General features: G+C 52.9%; 17 protein-coding genes. 9 read left to right on the top strand and 8 right to left on the bottom strand.

Annotated elements, in window-relative coordinates:
• The 3 genes from IE090_RS16895 to IE090_RS16885 all read left to right on the top strand — a co-directional run bounded on the left by IE090_RS16895 (position 1) and on the right by IE090_RS16885 (position 1909).
• On the top strand, positions 1-756 hold the full coding sequence (locus tag IE090_RS16895) for a cytochrome c1 (protein ID WP_189390272.1): 756 nt from the start codon (positions 1-3) through the stop codon (positions 754-756).
• A gap of 104 nt (positions 757-860) precedes the next feature.
• Entirely contained in the window at positions 861-1487 is a 627-nt protein-coding gene (sspA, locus tag IE090_RS16890; protein WP_189390270.1) for a stringent starvation protein SspA, read from the top strand.
• Between the two features lie 14 nt (positions 1488-1501).
• Positions 1502-1909, top strand: coding sequence for a ClpXP protease specificity-enhancing factor (locus tag IE090_RS16885; protein WP_189390268.1), 408 nt, complete (start codon positions 1502-1504; stop codon positions 1907-1909).
• A gap of 192 nt (positions 1910-2101) precedes the next feature.
• On the opposite strand, the gene IE090_RS16880 is transcribed toward IE090_RS16885, so the two are convergent.
• The 3 genes from IE090_RS16880 to IE090_RS16870 form a co-directional block, all read right to left on the bottom strand.
• Positions 2102-3478 (bottom strand): class II fumarate hydratase, encoded by a 1377-nt coding sequence (locus tag IE090_RS16880; protein WP_189390266.1) that lies wholly within the window; start codon positions 3476-3478, stop codon positions 2102-2104.
• Positions 3479-3562: 84 nt separating this feature from the next.
• Entirely contained in the window at positions 3563-4045 is a 483-nt protein-coding gene (locus IE090_RS16875) for a CreA family protein (RefSeq protein ID WP_189390264.1), read from the bottom strand.
• A gap of 54 nt (positions 4046-4099) precedes the next feature.
• A complete protein-coding gene (locus IE090_RS16870) occupies positions 4100-5263 on the bottom strand; it encodes an AAA family ATPase (protein ID WP_189390262.1) in 1164 nt (387 codons plus the stop codon).
• Positions 5264-5651: 388 nt separating this feature from the next.
• Between IE090_RS16870 and IE090_RS16865 the strand changes: the two genes are divergently transcribed.
• Entirely contained in the window at positions 5652-6263 is a 612-nt protein-coding gene (locus IE090_RS16865) for a hypothetical protein (protein WP_189390260.1), read from the top strand.
• 3 nt (positions 6264-6266) lie between these two features.
• Here the strand turns inward: IE090_RS16865 and IE090_RS16860 are convergent, their stop codons facing one another.
• The 5 genes from IE090_RS16860 to gatC all read right to left on the bottom strand — a co-directional run bounded on the left by IE090_RS16860 (position 6267) and on the right by gatC (position 10488).
• Positions 6267-6596, bottom strand: coding sequence for a YceK/YidQ family lipoprotein (locus IE090_RS16860; RefSeq protein WP_229815816.1), 330 nt, complete (start codon positions 6594-6596; stop codon positions 6267-6269).
• 16 nt (positions 6597-6612) lie between these two features.
• Complete coding sequence (locus IE090_RS16855; protein WP_189390258.1) at positions 6613-7140, bottom strand: AAA family ATPase; 528 nt, start codon at positions 7138-7140, stop codon at positions 6613-6615.
• Positions 7141-7242: 102 nt separating this feature from the next.
• Positions 7243-8706: an Asp-tRNA(Asn)/Glu-tRNA(Gln) amidotransferase subunit GatB gene (gene gatB / locus IE090_RS16850; protein ID WP_189390256.1), complete on the bottom strand. Its 1464-nt coding sequence runs from the start codon at positions 8704-8706 to the stop codon at positions 7243-7245.
• Positions 8707-8717: 11 nt separating this feature from the next.
• Positions 8718-10172: an Asp-tRNA(Asn)/Glu-tRNA(Gln) amidotransferase subunit GatA gene (gene gatA / locus IE090_RS16845; protein ID WP_189390254.1), complete on the bottom strand. Its 1455-nt coding sequence runs from the start codon at positions 10170-10172 to the stop codon at positions 8718-8720.
• Between the two features lie 28 nt (positions 10173-10200).
• Complete coding sequence (gatC, locus tag IE090_RS16840; RefSeq protein WP_189390251.1) at positions 10201-10488, bottom strand: Asp-tRNA(Asn)/Glu-tRNA(Gln) amidotransferase subunit GatC; 288 nt, start codon at positions 10486-10488, stop codon at positions 10201-10203.
• Positions 10489-10614: 126 nt separating this feature from the next.
• Between gatC and IE090_RS16835 the strand changes: the two genes are divergently transcribed.
• The 5 genes from IE090_RS16835 to rng all read left to right on the top strand — a co-directional run bounded on the left by IE090_RS16835 (position 10615) and on the right by rng (position 15208).
• Positions 10615-11652, top strand: a complete 1038-nt coding sequence (locus tag IE090_RS16835) for a rod shape-determining protein (protein WP_189390249.1) — start codon at positions 10615-10617, stop codon at positions 11650-11652.
• A gap of 190 nt (positions 11653-11842) precedes the next feature.
• On the top strand, positions 11843-12691 hold the full coding sequence (gene mreC / locus IE090_RS16830) for a rod shape-determining protein MreC (RefSeq protein WP_229815815.1): 849 nt from the start codon (positions 11843-11845) through the stop codon (positions 12689-12691).
• Positions 12688-13167 (top strand): rod shape-determining protein MreD, encoded by a 480-nt coding sequence (gene mreD, locus IE090_RS16825; protein ID WP_189390247.1) that lies wholly within the window; start codon positions 12688-12690, stop codon positions 13165-13167. Before mreC ends, mreD begins: the two co-directional genes overlap by 4 nt.
• Positions 13164-13763 (top strand): Maf family protein, encoded by a 600-nt coding sequence (locus IE090_RS16820; RefSeq protein WP_189390245.1) that lies wholly within the window; start codon positions 13164-13166, stop codon positions 13761-13763. The genes mreD and IE090_RS16820 overlap by 4 nt, the downstream gene beginning before the upstream one ends.
• A complete protein-coding gene (gene rng, locus IE090_RS16815) occupies positions 13760-15208 on the top strand; it encodes a ribonuclease G (protein ID WP_189390243.1) in 1449 nt (482 codons plus the stop codon). The genes IE090_RS16820 and rng overlap by 4 nt, the downstream gene beginning before the upstream one ends.
• The last annotated feature ends 11 nt before the right edge of the window (positions 15209-15219 follow it).

Below are 15219 nucleotides of genomic sequence, written 5' to 3'. Positions count from 1 at the left end.
ATGAAAAAGCTATTTGCATTAATTGCCGCCGCATTGCCTGCGTTTGCATTCGCTGCTGGTGGCAATGTCCATTTGGACGAGCACCGTACTGACCTGCACGATAAAGCGTCGCTGCAACGTGGTGCGCAGACCTACATGAATTATTGCATGGGCTGTCACTCGTTGGAGCACTCGCGTTACAACCGTGTCGCCAAAGACTTGGATATTCCAGAAGATCTGATGATGGAAAACATGGTGTTTACCAATCAAAAGATCGGTGAGCTGATGACCAATGCGATGCGCAAAGAAGACGGCAAAACCTGGTTTGGTGCCACGCCTCCAGACTTGACTCTGGTGGCGCGTGTGCGTCGTCCAGATTGGTTGTACACCTACTTGCGCAGCTTCTATGAGGACCCTAAGCGTCCTTGGGGCGTGAACAACGCCGTGTTTAAAGACGTGGGCATGCCACACGTGCTGGCAGACCTGCAAGGTCGTCAGGTGAAAGGCACTGCTCAGGTTGCTGTGGGTTACGACACTCTAACAGGTCAGGAAATCACCGAAGAACGTGACGGTGTTCTGTATCTGGCAGAAGAGGGCCAGTTGTCGGCGAAAGAGTATGACAAACTGGTGTTCGACTTGGTTAACTTCTTGACCTATGTTGCTGAGCCTATTGCGACTGAGCGCCAGCGTTTGGGCTGGTGGGTGCTGGGCTTCTTGGCTATTTTCCTGATTCCTGTTTACTTACTAAACAAAGAATATTGGAAAGATGTAAAATAGCACTACTGTTCTGGGCCGCGCTGGCGGCTCAGCAGTGAGTGATCTTCATGCCCGGTGCGCACAGCGTCCGGGCTGTCTTCGTTTTTGAAACAAGTGAGGAACCTATGGGGGTTGTAGCTAAGCGCTCTTCCATGACGTTTTATTCTGATCCTGCTGATCACTTCAGCCACCGTGTGCGCATCGTTTTGGCTGAAAAAGGGGTGACGGTAGAAGTTCACGATACCGACCCAGACAACACGCCTGAGGATCTGTCGAGCCTCAACCCGTATAACTCATTGCCAACCTTGGTCGATCGCGATCTGGTGCTGTACGACCCGAACGTGATGATGGAGTACCTAGACGAACGCTTCCCGCACCCGCCGTTGTTGCCTGTTTACCCAGTTGCGCGTGCGCAAAGCCGTTTATGGATCAAGCGCATCGAGAAAGACTGGTGTGGCCTGATTGAGACCATCGTTAAGGGCAAAGGCAAAGAAGTGGAAGCGGCACGCAAAGAGCTGACTGAAAGCTTGGTGACCGTGGCGCCGATTTTTGCAGAGCTGCCGTTCTTTATGAGCGAAGAGTTCTCCATCGTCGACTGCTGTGTTGCGCCCATTCTGTGGCGTCTGCCGGCGTTGGGTATCGAGCTGCCAGAAGCGCAGTGCAAGCCCATGTTGCAATACATGGAGCGCTTGTTCGAACGTGATGCTTTCCAAGCCAGCCTGTCAGAAGCAGAACGCGAGATGCGCGACTGATTATGCAAGCAAAGATGAGCCCCAGCCGTCCTTATCTGGTTCGTGCCCTCAATGAGTGGATTCTGGACAACGACTGCACGCCGTATGTGCTGGTCGATGCCGGTCTGCCGGGTGTGCAGGTGCCTGAGGACTACGTCACCAACGGCCAGATTGTGTTGAATATCAGCCCGACGGCGGTGCAGAACCTGCACATTGATGGCGATGGCCTGTCATTTAATGCCCGCTTTGGCGGTGTGCCCATGACTGTCTTTGTGCCCGTCGTGGCTTTACTGGCGATTTACGCCCGTGAAAATGGTCAGGGTATGGTGTTTGGGTCGGAAGCCGGTGCGCCGGACCCCAATGATCCGCCACCAACACCAGATCAGCCGGATCCAGAGCCAGACCCAAGTGGCAGTCGGCCATCTTTGAAAGTGGTTAAATAAAAAACGCCCGCAATAGCGGGCGTTTTTTATGCCTGCTCTTGTATGTAGCGAGCGTATTTACGGGTGTAGAAGTTCTCCCTTGTTTATGGCAAGGCGTTCCCAACATTTTACTCGTGGCGCGGGTATATTATCGTCATTGTACAAAATACGGCGATAATTCCCGCTTTTTATTTTCTGAGCGTGTACAAAAACTCATGGTTCACCATGAGTGAGTTTTTCGGGGTTCAGCAGTTGCTGTAGTTTCTTAAGTCCCAGATCGGTATTTTCGGCGGCGACCTCAATAATCGGACGTTTTTCTTGATACGCTTGCTTCGCAATGTTAGCGGCTTTTTCATAGCCAATAATTGGATTTAATGCCGTCACCAGAATCGGGTTGCGGTCCAATGCCTGTTGCAGTTTCGCCTGATTAACTTGAAAGCTGGCGATGGCTTTATCGGCCATTAAATGACTGGCATTGCTCAGCATGTGCATGCTACTGAGTAGGTTGTCGGCGATGACGGGCAGCATCACATTGAGTTCAAAGTTACCCGATTGACCGGCGATGGTAATGGTTGCGTCGTTACCCATCACTTGTGCGGCCACCATGGCACACGCCTCAGGGATCACTGGGTTGACCTTGCCAGGCATAATCGAGGAGCCGGGTTGCAGTGCTTCTAGCTCGATTTCTCCTAAACCTGCCAGTGGGCCAGAGTTCATCCAGCGCAAATCGTTGGCGATTTTCATCAAGCTCACGGCGGTACTTTTCAGCAAGCCGGACAAACGTACCGCGGTATCTTGGCTGGCGATGTGGCTGAACGAATTATCTGCTGGGCGAAAATTCTCACCAGTGTGTGCATTCAGTGCTTGGCAAAAATGCTGGGCAAATTGCGGGTGAGCGTTAATGCCGGTGCCTACGGCGGTACCGCCTTGGGCCAGCTGTTGTAGTTGTGGCAGCAATGATTGTAAGGCGTCGATATTGCCTTTAATTTGATCTGACCAGGCTGATAACGACTGATCCATGCGAATTGGCATGGCATCCATCAAATGCGTGCGGCCAGTTTTAACATAGCTGCCCAGTTGCTGAGCTTTATTGTCGATGCATTGTTGTAAGTGCTGCAAAGCGGGCACCAATCGTTGCTGCAGTTCAAGCACGGCACTGATATGAATGGTGGAGGGAATGATGTCGTTGCTGCTTTGGCCATAATTAATATGGTCGTTGGCGTTGATTGCTTGACCGCTAATGTCGCTGGCGACCGTGGCAAGCACTTCATTGGCATTCATATTGGTGCTGGTACCTGAGCCGGTTTGAAAAACATCCACCGGAAAATGCTGCATCAGATCGGTGTCGCTGAGCAGCTGATCGCACGCTTGGTTGATCGCTTGTGCCATGTCGGCAGGCAGTAAATCTAACTGAGCATTGGCCGTGGCAGCGGCTTTTTTGGCGTGCAGCAAAGCGCGAATAAAGGCTTCTGGCAGGGGGCGACCACAAATAGGAAAGTTGTTGATGGCGCGTTGGGTTTGCGCGCCATACAGCGCGTTGTCGGGAACCGCCAGCTCACCTAGGCTGTCGCGTTCTATGCGGGTACTCATAAGGCTCTCCTGTCAGCATGTGCCACCAGTGTGGAAGAGCCTGAATGTTCACGCTAATTGCTTTTACCAATGACGTTTATCAAATCAGCGAGTGATCGGTCGAAAGCCGTAGGCTTGCGTGCCCCACAATGGCACGGTAGAAAGAGCGTGCTTATGGCTGCCTTGTACTTCTTTGGTGGAATAAGAAAGGTACATTAAAGTTTCCGATTGCGGGTCATAAATACGTCGCACTTTTAATGACTTAAACAGGATGCTTTTGGACTGTTTAAACACCACTTCGCCAGATTTGGATAAATCGATCGACATCAGCATGTCTGTGGTGATTTCGCCGGTTTGACGGCAGGCAATGCTCATATCGCTGGGGTCGGCAAAATCCAGGTCTGCCTCAATGCTGGCAATATGGCAAGTAACGCCAGTGACCACCGGGTCTTGCAGCACCGAGATTTTAACGTCCTTGGTGGTAAACCAACCGAGAGAAACATCGCCGACTTCTTGGTCGTTGCTGCATCCTGTTAATAAGCCGCTCAGAGCCGTAATGGCGATGCATGAAACGTGACATAAACGCATGATCAGGGTCCGTTTGAGTGAAAAGGGGTAGCATGGTCGGCCATGAAGGGAGCGTCAAATGGCAGGCCAGTGCCAGCTGGGCACATCAAGGAGGCTCTGGCCCTCAATCTGAGTGCTGCCGAGCTGCTTTACTAAATGTAAGGCACTACAGTGTGGCGAGTCGGTGAGTTCGTTAATCATCAGACGTGCATGAGACACCACCCAGACTTGTGTATGCTGCGCCGCGTACTTAATGAGTCGCCCTAGCGCCGGTAATAAATCCGGATGCAAGCTGGTCTCTGGTTCATTTAAAACCATCAGGCTTGGAGGACGAGGTGTTAATAGCGCCGCCACCCATAACAAATAACGCAGTGTACCGTCCGATAACTCGGCGGCAGTCAATGGTCGCAATAAGCCGGGTTGGGAGAAATATAAAATAAAACGCCCGTCCTCCTGTACGCCAATACGTATGTGCGCGCCGGGAAAAGCATCATCGACGGCATTTTGTAATGCCGGGTGGTCACCAATTTCAATAATGGTTTGCAGTGCAGCGGCCAAGTCATGGCCATCCTGACTCAAGGCAGGTGTGCGGGTGCCGATATGGGGTTGTCTGGCCGGTGCGTGGGCATCACTGCGAAAGTGATCATAAAAGCGCCAGCCACGAATAAGTTCGCGTGTGTGCAAAATTTCTGGTGCCAGCTGCATATCCGCTACTTCGCTGAGCATACTGTCGAAAGTATTCATATGTTGAGCAATGATATGCCAACGGCGGCCGTCTTTGACTTTTACAACAGGCCCCTGGCGTTCAACCAAAACACTGGCGGGACGATAGCTGGAGCCTGCCCAGATACACTCACGCTTGATTTCGGGGTCGAATGCAAACGCCGAAGCGGCTGGGGTAGGTAGACCTAAATCGATGCAATAACCGATATCATCGCTGGCAAAACCTAAACGTAAACGATAAGCCTGTTGGCGCTGGCCGCCTTGTATCGCTACCTCGCCGCTGAGCATTTTTGCTGTTAGCTTTTCTGGGCCTGCCCAATAGGCCGATTCCAGCCCACCTTCGCGAGCCAAGGAACTAATCACACCTCCTTGGGCGGTTTCGGCCAATAAGCGTAACGACTTATACAGGTTAGATTTACCGCTGCCATTGAAGCCAGTAATCAAATTGAGCGGCGCCATAGGCATGATTAGATTCAGTAGTGAACGGTAGTTGGCAATGGCGATGGTGGTTAGCATAGAGCGTAAGTCCAATTATCCTGAGCCGTAGTTTACTGGGCCCAGTCAGTGATCTGAGTCAGAGGTCTGCAGGCTTTCAGCGCACCATTTCAGTTTTCTGGCAAGGTACGCCTGGTTCGATTAGTAAGAGGTAGGCGCGCCCGAAGAGGGCGAACTAAAAGCACCATCGTGTCGTTGCTGTTCTTGAAAAGATCCCGACATTGCCTGCGAACAGCGCCTTTCATTCGCTCTGGAAATATACAAACTTCTGGTTCGGGACACTAGCACGTGTTTGCAGTGATGCTTTTCACAGAATGCATGAATACCCTCCTCACGTTAGAGAAGCCAGTAGTTGGCGGCTTGCAAAATTGTTATAACGAACCTGTGCGTATCAAGGATCTGTATAAAAATGGACTTATCATCCACATTGCCGCGTTTGCTGTTGCTGGTACTGAGTCGCTATATCAGCGCGACCTTGATGGCTTTGCCTGCCGTTATGTGGGGTATGTTGGCGGTGATGGCGTTGGGTTTTTACTCCGAAGGCACCTTGCTGGCATGTTTGCACTGGCTGGCAGATCACAGCTTTGGCTTGATGGATGGGTTTAAACAAGGGAAGAGCATTACCCTGTCAGGGCATGCCGGGGATATTTCTTTTACTCGTTTACTTGCTTACCTAGCGTTTGTATTGGGCTTATTGTTGTACATCATCGACCTGTGCGGGCGCTGGTTATTACAAGATCGCTGGCTCATTACCTTAAAGTTTAAGTTTTATTGCGTGATAGGCGTTGCCAGCAGCCTGGCCTTGTTTTTAATCAGTACTTTTTGGTTCCATCAGCCGGATGGTATAAATGCTTCAATGACGCCTGGCGAGTTTCCCATGATGGTGGTGGTTTGCTTAGTGTTGTGCGGCATTGCTGGCGGTCTGACGGCCGGATATTTGGCCGTGATGCATGTGATTGGCGCCATCGTGGATGGGGTGTTGTCAGCGGATCGAACAGCGCCGATTTCTTCAAAGCGCTGAGCTTTAGCGATTCACCTGAATATTGCCTTTTTCAATCTGCTGCATCACCGTATATGGCACCATGATGGTATCGGCGGCGGCGGAAAGTGCAGTATCCACTAAAAGCCATTGCAGGTTGCTTTTCGCATTGGCGGAGACATTGGGCTGGCCAGCCAGAGTACACAGATTGTGCGCCACGCCGCTATAAATCCTCGGAATCGAGCGACAATGACTGTCATAGCCGTTGATGCTTATTTTTACTCTGTTGTTTTCAGGCGCAATGGTGTTAACCGTTGCACAGCCACTTAAAGCCAAAGCTGCCATCAGTGCTGCGAGAAGTTTCATATTACTCATCCCTTAAATGTCATGCCTACGACGGCAACTCAGCCCGCTGAAACACAGCCGATGTGAGCGTTTGAAGTCGTTCAGCAACGCTCAGGTCACCTTCCATTTTGATTATCGGGCAGCGACGCTCAGATAGCCACTGCTGATGTTTTGCCAGACTTCTGCCTTCGCTTGGTCCGCTGTCGTACTCAGAAGCCCATTGTAAAAAAGCTGCATCAGCGGCGCGGCCATGTCGCTGTTGTTCTCGCTTTTTTAGGCGTTCTACGCGAATGATGGCATCGAGGTATAAAAATACGATCAAATCAAAGCCATCTTCTAATTCGCGGCCCCAGTTCATTACTGACCCTGAGATCACGACGTTTTCGCTGCTATTGATGCTGTCCATCATCATAGTCAAACGTTCGCTGTGATCTCTGCGCTGCTGGAAGGGCGGGCTCGTTGGTAGCCAATAGAAGTCATCGGCATCGAGAAAATTCCAGCCATATTCGCAGGCAAACGCTTTGCCCAGTGTGGTGGTGCCAGAGCCGGCGGCACCCGTGATTAAAATACGCATTGTGGCGTTCGCTTGGTAGGAATAAAAAATACAAATTGGCAGGAGGAGTCTGGCGGCAAGGCTATCGAAAGAGAAACGGGGCCCATCGAGCCCCGTCCCGAATTAACCCAGCTCGCTGAGCTTTTTCTTTAATACGTCCATCACCACCTGCGGGTTCACCCCTTTGGCGGCTTTGCGCGTTAGGCCAATAAATGGACCGATGGCTTTGGCGCGCTTGTCTTCAGGTGTATTGAGGTAGCCTTCGACCAGCTTAGGATTGTCTGCCAACACTTGAGCCACAATGGCTTCAATGGCGCCGGTATCAGATACTTGTTTTAAGCCTAAGCTGTCTACCAGGGCATCAACGCTAGCTGCGGTGTCATCACCTTTGCCTTCCAGCAATGCGTTAAAGACTTCTTTGGCACCGCCATTGTTAAGGGTGTTGTCTTTGATCAGCTGTAAAATGCGGCCCAGTTGTTCGGCGCTGACCGGCAGTTGAGCAATGCCAATTTCCAGCCGATTTAATGCGGCAGATACATCGCCCTGCACCCAGTTAGCCGCCAGTTTGTAGTCATTGGCTGCATGGGCAACGGTTTCAAAGTAGTCTGCCAGGCTGCGATCTGAGGCCAGTACGGCGGCGTCGACTGTGCTTAAACCGTGGTCTTTAACAAAGCGTGCACGCTTGGCATCGGGCAGCTCTGGCAAGGTGCTCCGTACGGCTTCGATGTAGTTATCATCAATAATAACGGGCAATAAGTCCGGGCAAGGGAAGTAGCGGTAATCGTTAGCCACTTCTTTTGAGCGCATGGCGCGGGTTTCATTTTTATCGGCGTCGTACAGGCGGGTTTCCTGCACGATGCTGCCGCCGTCTTCCAAAATGTCCATCTGGCGGGCAATTTCCGCTTCGATGGCACGCTCAACGTTGCGGAACGAGTTAACGTTTTTAATTTCGGTGCGGGTGCCGAATTCTTCTTGGCCTTTCGGGCGCAAAGAAACGTTACAGTCGCAGCGCATGGAGCCTTGCGACAAATCGCCGTCACAAATGCCCAGATAGGTCACGATACTGTGCATTTTACGGAAATACGCAGCCGCTTCTTTGGCGCTGCGCATTTCTGGCTCGGAGACGATCTCAATTAATGGCGTACCGGCGCGGTTTAAGTCGATGCCGGACATACCGTCAAAGCCTTCGTGCACGGATTTACCGGCGTCTTCTTCCAAATGCGCACGCGTTACGTTAATGCGTTTGGTCGTGCCGTCGTCCAACTCGATATCAATATGGCCAATGCCAACAATCGGGTGGTGCAGCTGGGTGGTCTGATAGCCTTTGGGCAGATCTGGGTAAAAATAGTTTTTACGATCAAATACCGACTTCTTGCCAATTTCGGCATCGATGGCCAAGCCAAATTTGACCGCCATGCGCAGCGCTTCTTCGTTAAACACTGGCAGTACGCCGGGCAGGCCTAAATCAACAGCGCAGGCCTGAGTGTTGGCGTCGGCTCCGTAAGCGGTGGAGGCGCCAGAAAAGATTTTTGATTGGGTGGCCAGCTGAGCATGAATCTCCAGGCCAATTACCACTTCCCATTCCATGTTATGTCCTCTTAAGCGATATCAGCAGGAGCTTGTTGGTGCCAGTCTGTTGCTTGCTGGAACTTGTGCGCGGCATTAAGCAAACGCGCTTCGTCGAAATAATTGCCAATTAATTGCAGGCCCACGGGCAGGTTATTGACCTGACCACATGGAATCGACATACCAGGCAAGCCTGCCAAGTTGAGGGCGATGGTGAAAATGTCTTCCAGGTACATGGCGACCGGATCCGAGGTTTTTTCACCACGCTTGAAGGCCGGCGAGGGGGTGGTCGGGCTCATGATGATGTCGACTTCTTTAAAGGCTTCGACAAAATCATTTTTAATCAAGCGGCGCACTTGCTGGGCTTTTTTGTAGTAAGCATCGTAGAAGCCGGCCGACAGCGCATAGGCACCGACCATAATGCGGCGCTTAACTTCGTTGCCAAAGCCTTCGCCACGTGAGCGCTTATACAGATCGTTAATGTCCTGCGGGTCATCACAGCGATAGCCAAAGCGCACACCGTCCATGCGCGACAAGTTGGCCGAGCACTCGGCCGGGGCAACGATGTAATACGCCGGGATCGCCAAATGGGTATTGGGCAGAGAAATTTCTTTAACCTTAGCGCCGAGCTTTTCGTACTCGGCGATGGCATTGCGCACTTGCTGTTGCATGTCGGCGCTTAAATCATCGCGGAAGTATTCTTTTGGCAAACCGATGGTCAGGCCAGTTAAATCTTGCTCCAGCGTGGCGCTGTAGTCGGGTACCGGCTGATCCACACAGGTGGAATCTTTGGCGTCAAAACCGGCCATGACTTGCAGCATTAAAGCGGCGTCTTCGGCGCTGCGGGTCATGCTACCGGCTTGATCAAGGCTGGAAGCAAAAGCCACCATGCCCCAGCGTGAAATGCGGCCATAGGTGGGCTTTAAGCCAGTCAGGCCACAAAATGCTGCCGGTTGGCGAATGGAGCCGCCGGTATCGGTAGCCGTTGCGCCTGGTACTAAGCGCGCGGCAACGGCCGCCGCGGAGCCACCAGAAGAGCCGCCCGGCACACAGTCGGTGTTCCAGGGGTTGGCAACGGCACCATAAAAGGAGCTTTCGTTGGACGAGCCCATGGCGAACTCGTCCATATTTAATTTACCCAAAGACACCGCACCGGCCTGATTAAACTTGTCGATCACAGTGGCGTCGTAGGGCGCAACAAAGTTGCTCAGCATTTTTGAACCGCAGCTGGTGAGTACGCCGTTGGTGCAAAAAATATCTTTGTGGGCGATGGGAATACCGGTCCACAGTTCGGCATTACCAGCAGCGCGGCGCTCGTCGGCGGCTTTGGCCTGGGCCAGCGCTTGTTCTTTGGTGACGGTAATAAAACTGTTGTAGGTGCTGTCCAGTTGCTCGACGCGATCAAGCAGCGACTGGGTCAGCTCGACACTGGAATATTCGCCGGCGTTTAAATCGCGGGCGATGTCAGCGATGGTTTTGTTGTACATAAATTGTCCTCTGAATCAGCGCGGCGAATTATTCAACGACCCGGGGTACCAGGTAGTAGCCTTCACTGGTAGCGGGTGCAATTTGTTGGAAGTGCTCACGCTGGTTGCTCTCGCTAACCTGGTCGGCACGCAAACGCTGTACTGCGTCAAGAGGGTGAGCCAAAGGCTCGACATTGGCCGTGTCGGCGGCTGCCAGCTGGTCGACCAAATCGAGAATGTTGCTCAGGTTTTTCTGGTAATCGTCTAACTGTGTTTCATCAATTTGCAGGCGCGCCAATTCGGCGATGTCGCGCACCTGATTCTGATCCAGAGCCATGTGGTACCCCAGTGTTGAAGCCTGTGATAAAGCGCAGCAGAGTAGCACAAATGCTTCTTGCTCTGAATCCCCACCGTTGCTAGTCTTAGAGCCAATTTTTGCGACCTGCAAACAGGAATTGACTGGATGTTTAAAAAGATTCGCAGCCTGTTCTCCAGCGATCTGTCGATCGACTTGGGAACGGCTAACACACTTATTTATATGCGCGAGAAAGGGATCGTTCTCAATGAGCCGTCTGTGGTCGCGATCCGCTTGCAGGGGCACCAGAAAAGTGTGGCAGCTGTGGGTACCGATGCTAAGCGTATGCTGGGTCGTACTCCGGGGAATATTCAGGCCATTCGGCCGATGAAAGACGGCGTCATTGCCGACTTTGAAGTGACTGAAAAAATGCTCCAGCACTTTATCAAAAAAGTGCATGAAACCAGCTTTGTTGCACCCAGCCCTCGGGTGGTGGTGTGTGTGCCGTATTTGGCAACTAAGGTGGAGCGCAAAGCCATTCGCGATTCGGTCATGGGCGCTGGCGCCAGCCGTGCTTATTTGATTCACGAGCCGATGGCGGCGGCCATTGGTGCGGGCCTGCCGGTTGATGAAGCACGTGGCTCGATGGTGGTTGATATCGGTGGTGGTACCACAGAAATTGCCATTATTTCGCTCAGTGGCGTGGTTTACGCCGAATCGGTCAAGGTCGGTGGTGACCGTTTTGACGAAGCCATCGTCGCCTATATTCGTCGCAATTACGGCAGTTTGATCGGTGAAGCCACGGCGGAGCGCATCAAGCAAGAAATCGGCACGGCTTACCCAGGCGGTGAAGTGCGCGAAATCGACGTGCGTGGCCGTAATTTGGCCGAAGGTATTCCGCGCAGCTTTACCCTCAATTCCAATGAAATTCTTGAAGCGTTGCAAGAATCGCTGGCGCAGATTGTTCAGGCCGTGAAAGGCGCGCTGGAGCAATCGCCCCCTGAACTGGCATCGGATGTCGCCGAGCGTGGCATGGTGCTGACGGGCGGTGGTGCTTTATTGCGAGACCTCGACAAACTGCTGGCCGAAGAAACTGGCCTGCCTGTGATTGTGGCCGATGATCCACTGACCTGTGTGGCGCGCGGTGGCGGTCGCTTCTTGGAAAATGCCTCCGATCAGCAGCTGGAAATGCTGGCGCTGGATTAAAGCTGACTCTTCACGGATTCGCTAAGCGCCGCTCGCACAGGGCTGGCGCTGGTTCCCTTATACCGCTGCAGGTATAGTAAGGCTTTCTAAGTGATCACCCTCCCATAAGCTGTTTTTGCACCGCTGGCGCGGTCGGGAGTGTGGTAGCGCCAGTCGAAAGGAGAGCATCGCTATCAAATCGCAGTTTCAGGTGCCGCCATTGCAGGGACAAAAGGTCACGCTGATGGTGGCAATGGCGTTGGCCTTGATTTGGGTAGACCATCACTACCCTTGGCTTAAGCCTGTGCGTCAACAGGCAGCATGGGTGCTAGAACCCGCGCAAAGTACCGCCATGGTGCCCTCTGTATTAGTGGAGTGGTTTGGCGAATCCGCCGCCACACGCCAGGAGCTGTTGCACGAGAATAAGCAACTCAGTGCACGTAACCTGATTCTGGAAACTCGAGTGCAACGTTTGGCCGCCCTGGAGGCCGAAAACGTCGAACTGCGGCAGTTACTGAATGCATCAGAAAAACTCGGCGGGCGGGTGTTGGTCAGTTCTGTATTGGCCGTGGATCCAGACCCCTACAGCCAACAGATTTTTATCAATAAAGGCAGCGAGGACGGTGTCTTTGTTGGCCAGCCAGTATTAGACGCCTACGGTCTGCTGGGGCAGGTCATCGATGTGCTGCCAAATCGTTCGCGAGTGTTGATGATTGCTGATTCGAACCACGCGATTCCGGTGCAGGTCAATCGCAATGGCGTGAGGGCTATTGCGGCGGGCACGGGGGCGTTGGATTCTTTAGAGCTGCTGTACGTACCGAGTACTGCCGACATCAAAGAAGGTGATTTGTTAATCAGCTCTGGCTTGGGGCGACGTTATCCGCGTGGCTACCCAGTGGCGACGGTGAACAGCATCGAAAACATTGCCGGCAAACCCTTTGCCCGTGTCAGTGCCGAACCCAGCGCTCATCTTGATCGCAGTCGCCACTTATTGCTGTTGTTTAACGACGAGGGCACGCACATTACGCCGCCTGATTTATGGCAGGAGCAGCAAAAATGAGCCTGCGCTTTGTCTTTTTGGTGTTAGCGGCTCTCTTTACCGCCTTTACGCTTGAACACTTGCCCATGCCGGAGCTGCTCGATTGGCTGCAGCCGCGTTGGGTCAACTTGTTGGTCATGATATTGGTGCTGCATCAGCCCCGAATCTTTGGACTGTGGCTGGCTTGGCCATTGGGCTTGTTGTTGGATATTGAACACGGCGTACCGCTGGGGCTCAACGTCTCTATTTTGCTGATTCAAGTCTTCATCTTACAGCTGACCCATCGGCGGCTGGTGCTGTTTCATTTTATTCAGCAAATGCTGCTGGTGTTTTTATTGGTGGCGTTGGGTCAGGTGATTCATTACTGGGCCTTGATGTTGATGACAGGCGCCAGCAACCCAGTGTTGTTATGGCAGCCGGCGCTGGTGTCGGCTTTGCTATGGCCTTGGGTGTATGGGCTGGCGCATTTACTCGTGACGCGGATGCGAACTCCATGATTTGCTTGGCTTCACGCTCGCCACGGCGGGCGCAGTTACTGACCCAAATTGGCGTGCCCCACTATGTTCACGCCGCTGATATTGATGAGACCCCATTGCTGAACGAGCCGGCCCAGGCTTATGTTGAGCGCATGGCGCAAGAAAAAGCTCAAGCGATTGCGCTTCAGTGCGCTGATGTGGTGCTGGGCGCAGACACCAGTGTGATTATTGACGGCGATATTCTCGGCAAGCCGGCGGATGAACAAGACGCAGCGGCCATGCTGCAGCGCTTATCTGGCCGTTGGCACCAAGTAGTGAGCGGCGTTGCGTTGGCGCAGCAAACAGCAGACGGGCTGCGTTGCGAAGCGCTGAGCGTCATCACCGAGGTGCAGTTTGTCGAACTGAATCAGCAGCAAATTGCCGCCTACATCGCCACCGGTGAGCCCGCTGATAAAGCGGGTGCCTATGGTATTCAAGGGTTTGGTGCGGTAATGGTTGCCAGCTTGCAAGGCTGCTATAGCAATGTCGTGGGTTTACCCTTGCAGCAGACCGCCGCCTTGTTGAGTCGCTGGCAGATACCGGTATGGCAGCCAATGGCGACAAAGGAGAATGCATGAATGCTGAAATTCTGATGAATCTGACGCCCACCGAGACGCGTGTGGGCGTGGTTGAAAATGGAGTGCTGCAAGAAATCGTTATCGAGCGCACCAACCATCGAGGGCTGGTCGGTAACATTTATAAAGGCAAGGTGGTGCGTGTGCTACCTGGCATGCAGGCAGCTTTTGTTGATATTGGCCTAGAGCGTGCGGCTTTTATACACGCGGGTGAAATCAGTGGCGACAACTCCACCCCCATCAATCAGCTGGTGCATGAAGGCCAAGCGCTGGTAGTGCAGGTGACCAAAGACCCAATCGGCACCAAGGGTGCGCGTTTAACCACGCAGCTGGCGATTCCGGCACGCTATTTAGTGTTTATGCCAGCCGCCGAGCATGTGGGGGTTTCACAGCGCATCGACGACGACGATGAGCGTGAGCGCTTAAAGCAGTTGGTGGCGCAATGCATGGCCGCCGAGGAAATGACCGGCGAAGCGGGTTTTATCTTGCGTACCGCGGCCGAAGGTGTGGGTGAAGACGAAATCCTCGCCGATATTCGCTACCTGCGCCGTTTGTGGCGCAAGTTGCAAGAGCGCATTAAAGCTTACAAGCCTGCGCGCTTGGTGTACGACGAGCTGCCACTGTCGTCGCGAACCTTACGCGACTACGCACGGCCAGAAATCGACAAAATTCTGGTCGATTCACGCGAGACCTTTGCCAACCTCAAGCAGTTTGCTGGCCAATACGTGCCGGAAGTTGAGGCGAAACTGGAATATTACCCAGGGCCGCGGCCACTATTTGAGCTCTACAGCGTTGAAGATGAAATTCAGCGCGCGTTAGAGCGCAAGGTGCCACTGAAGTCCGGTGGTTATTTGGTCATTGATCAAACCGAAGCCATGGCCACCATCGATGTGAACACCGGTGGCTTTGTTGGTCGCCGTAATCTAGAAGAAACCATTTTTAAGACCAACTTAGAGGCGGCAACGGCCATCGGCCGCCAGCTGCGACTGCGCAACATGGGCGGTATCATCATTCTTGATTTTATTGACATGGCCGACCCTGAGCATCAACGCCAGGTGCTGCGTATGCTGGAAAAAGTGCTGGAAAAAGACCACGCCAAAACCAAAATCAGTGGCGTATCTGAGTTAGGCTTGGTCGAAATGACCCGCAAACGCACCCGCGAAAGCTTGGAACAAATGCTGATGGAATCCTGCCAAACCTGTGATGGGCGCGGCACGGTGAAAACGGCCGAGACCATTTGCTATGAAATCTTTCGCGAAATACTGCGCGAAGAGCGTGCCTATGATGCGGACACATATTTGGTGTTGGCCAGCCAAGGCGTGGTCGACCGCCTGCTGGATGAAGACAGCAACAGCCTGGCCGATCTGGAAGCCTTTATCGGCAAAGCCATCAAGCTACAGGTCGAAAGCCATTACGCTCAGGATGAGTATGACATCGTATTGCAGTAACGTTGGCTGGC

Origin of the sequence: Bacterioplanes sanyensis (assembly GCF_014652515.1) — a bacterium.
GTDB lineage: Bacteria > Pseudomonadota > Gammaproteobacteria > Pseudomonadales > Oceanobacteraceae > Bacterioplanes > Bacterioplanes sanyensis.
Note: the sequence above shows the minus strand (reverse complement) of the source record. Positions and strands in the feature narration are given on the sequence as shown.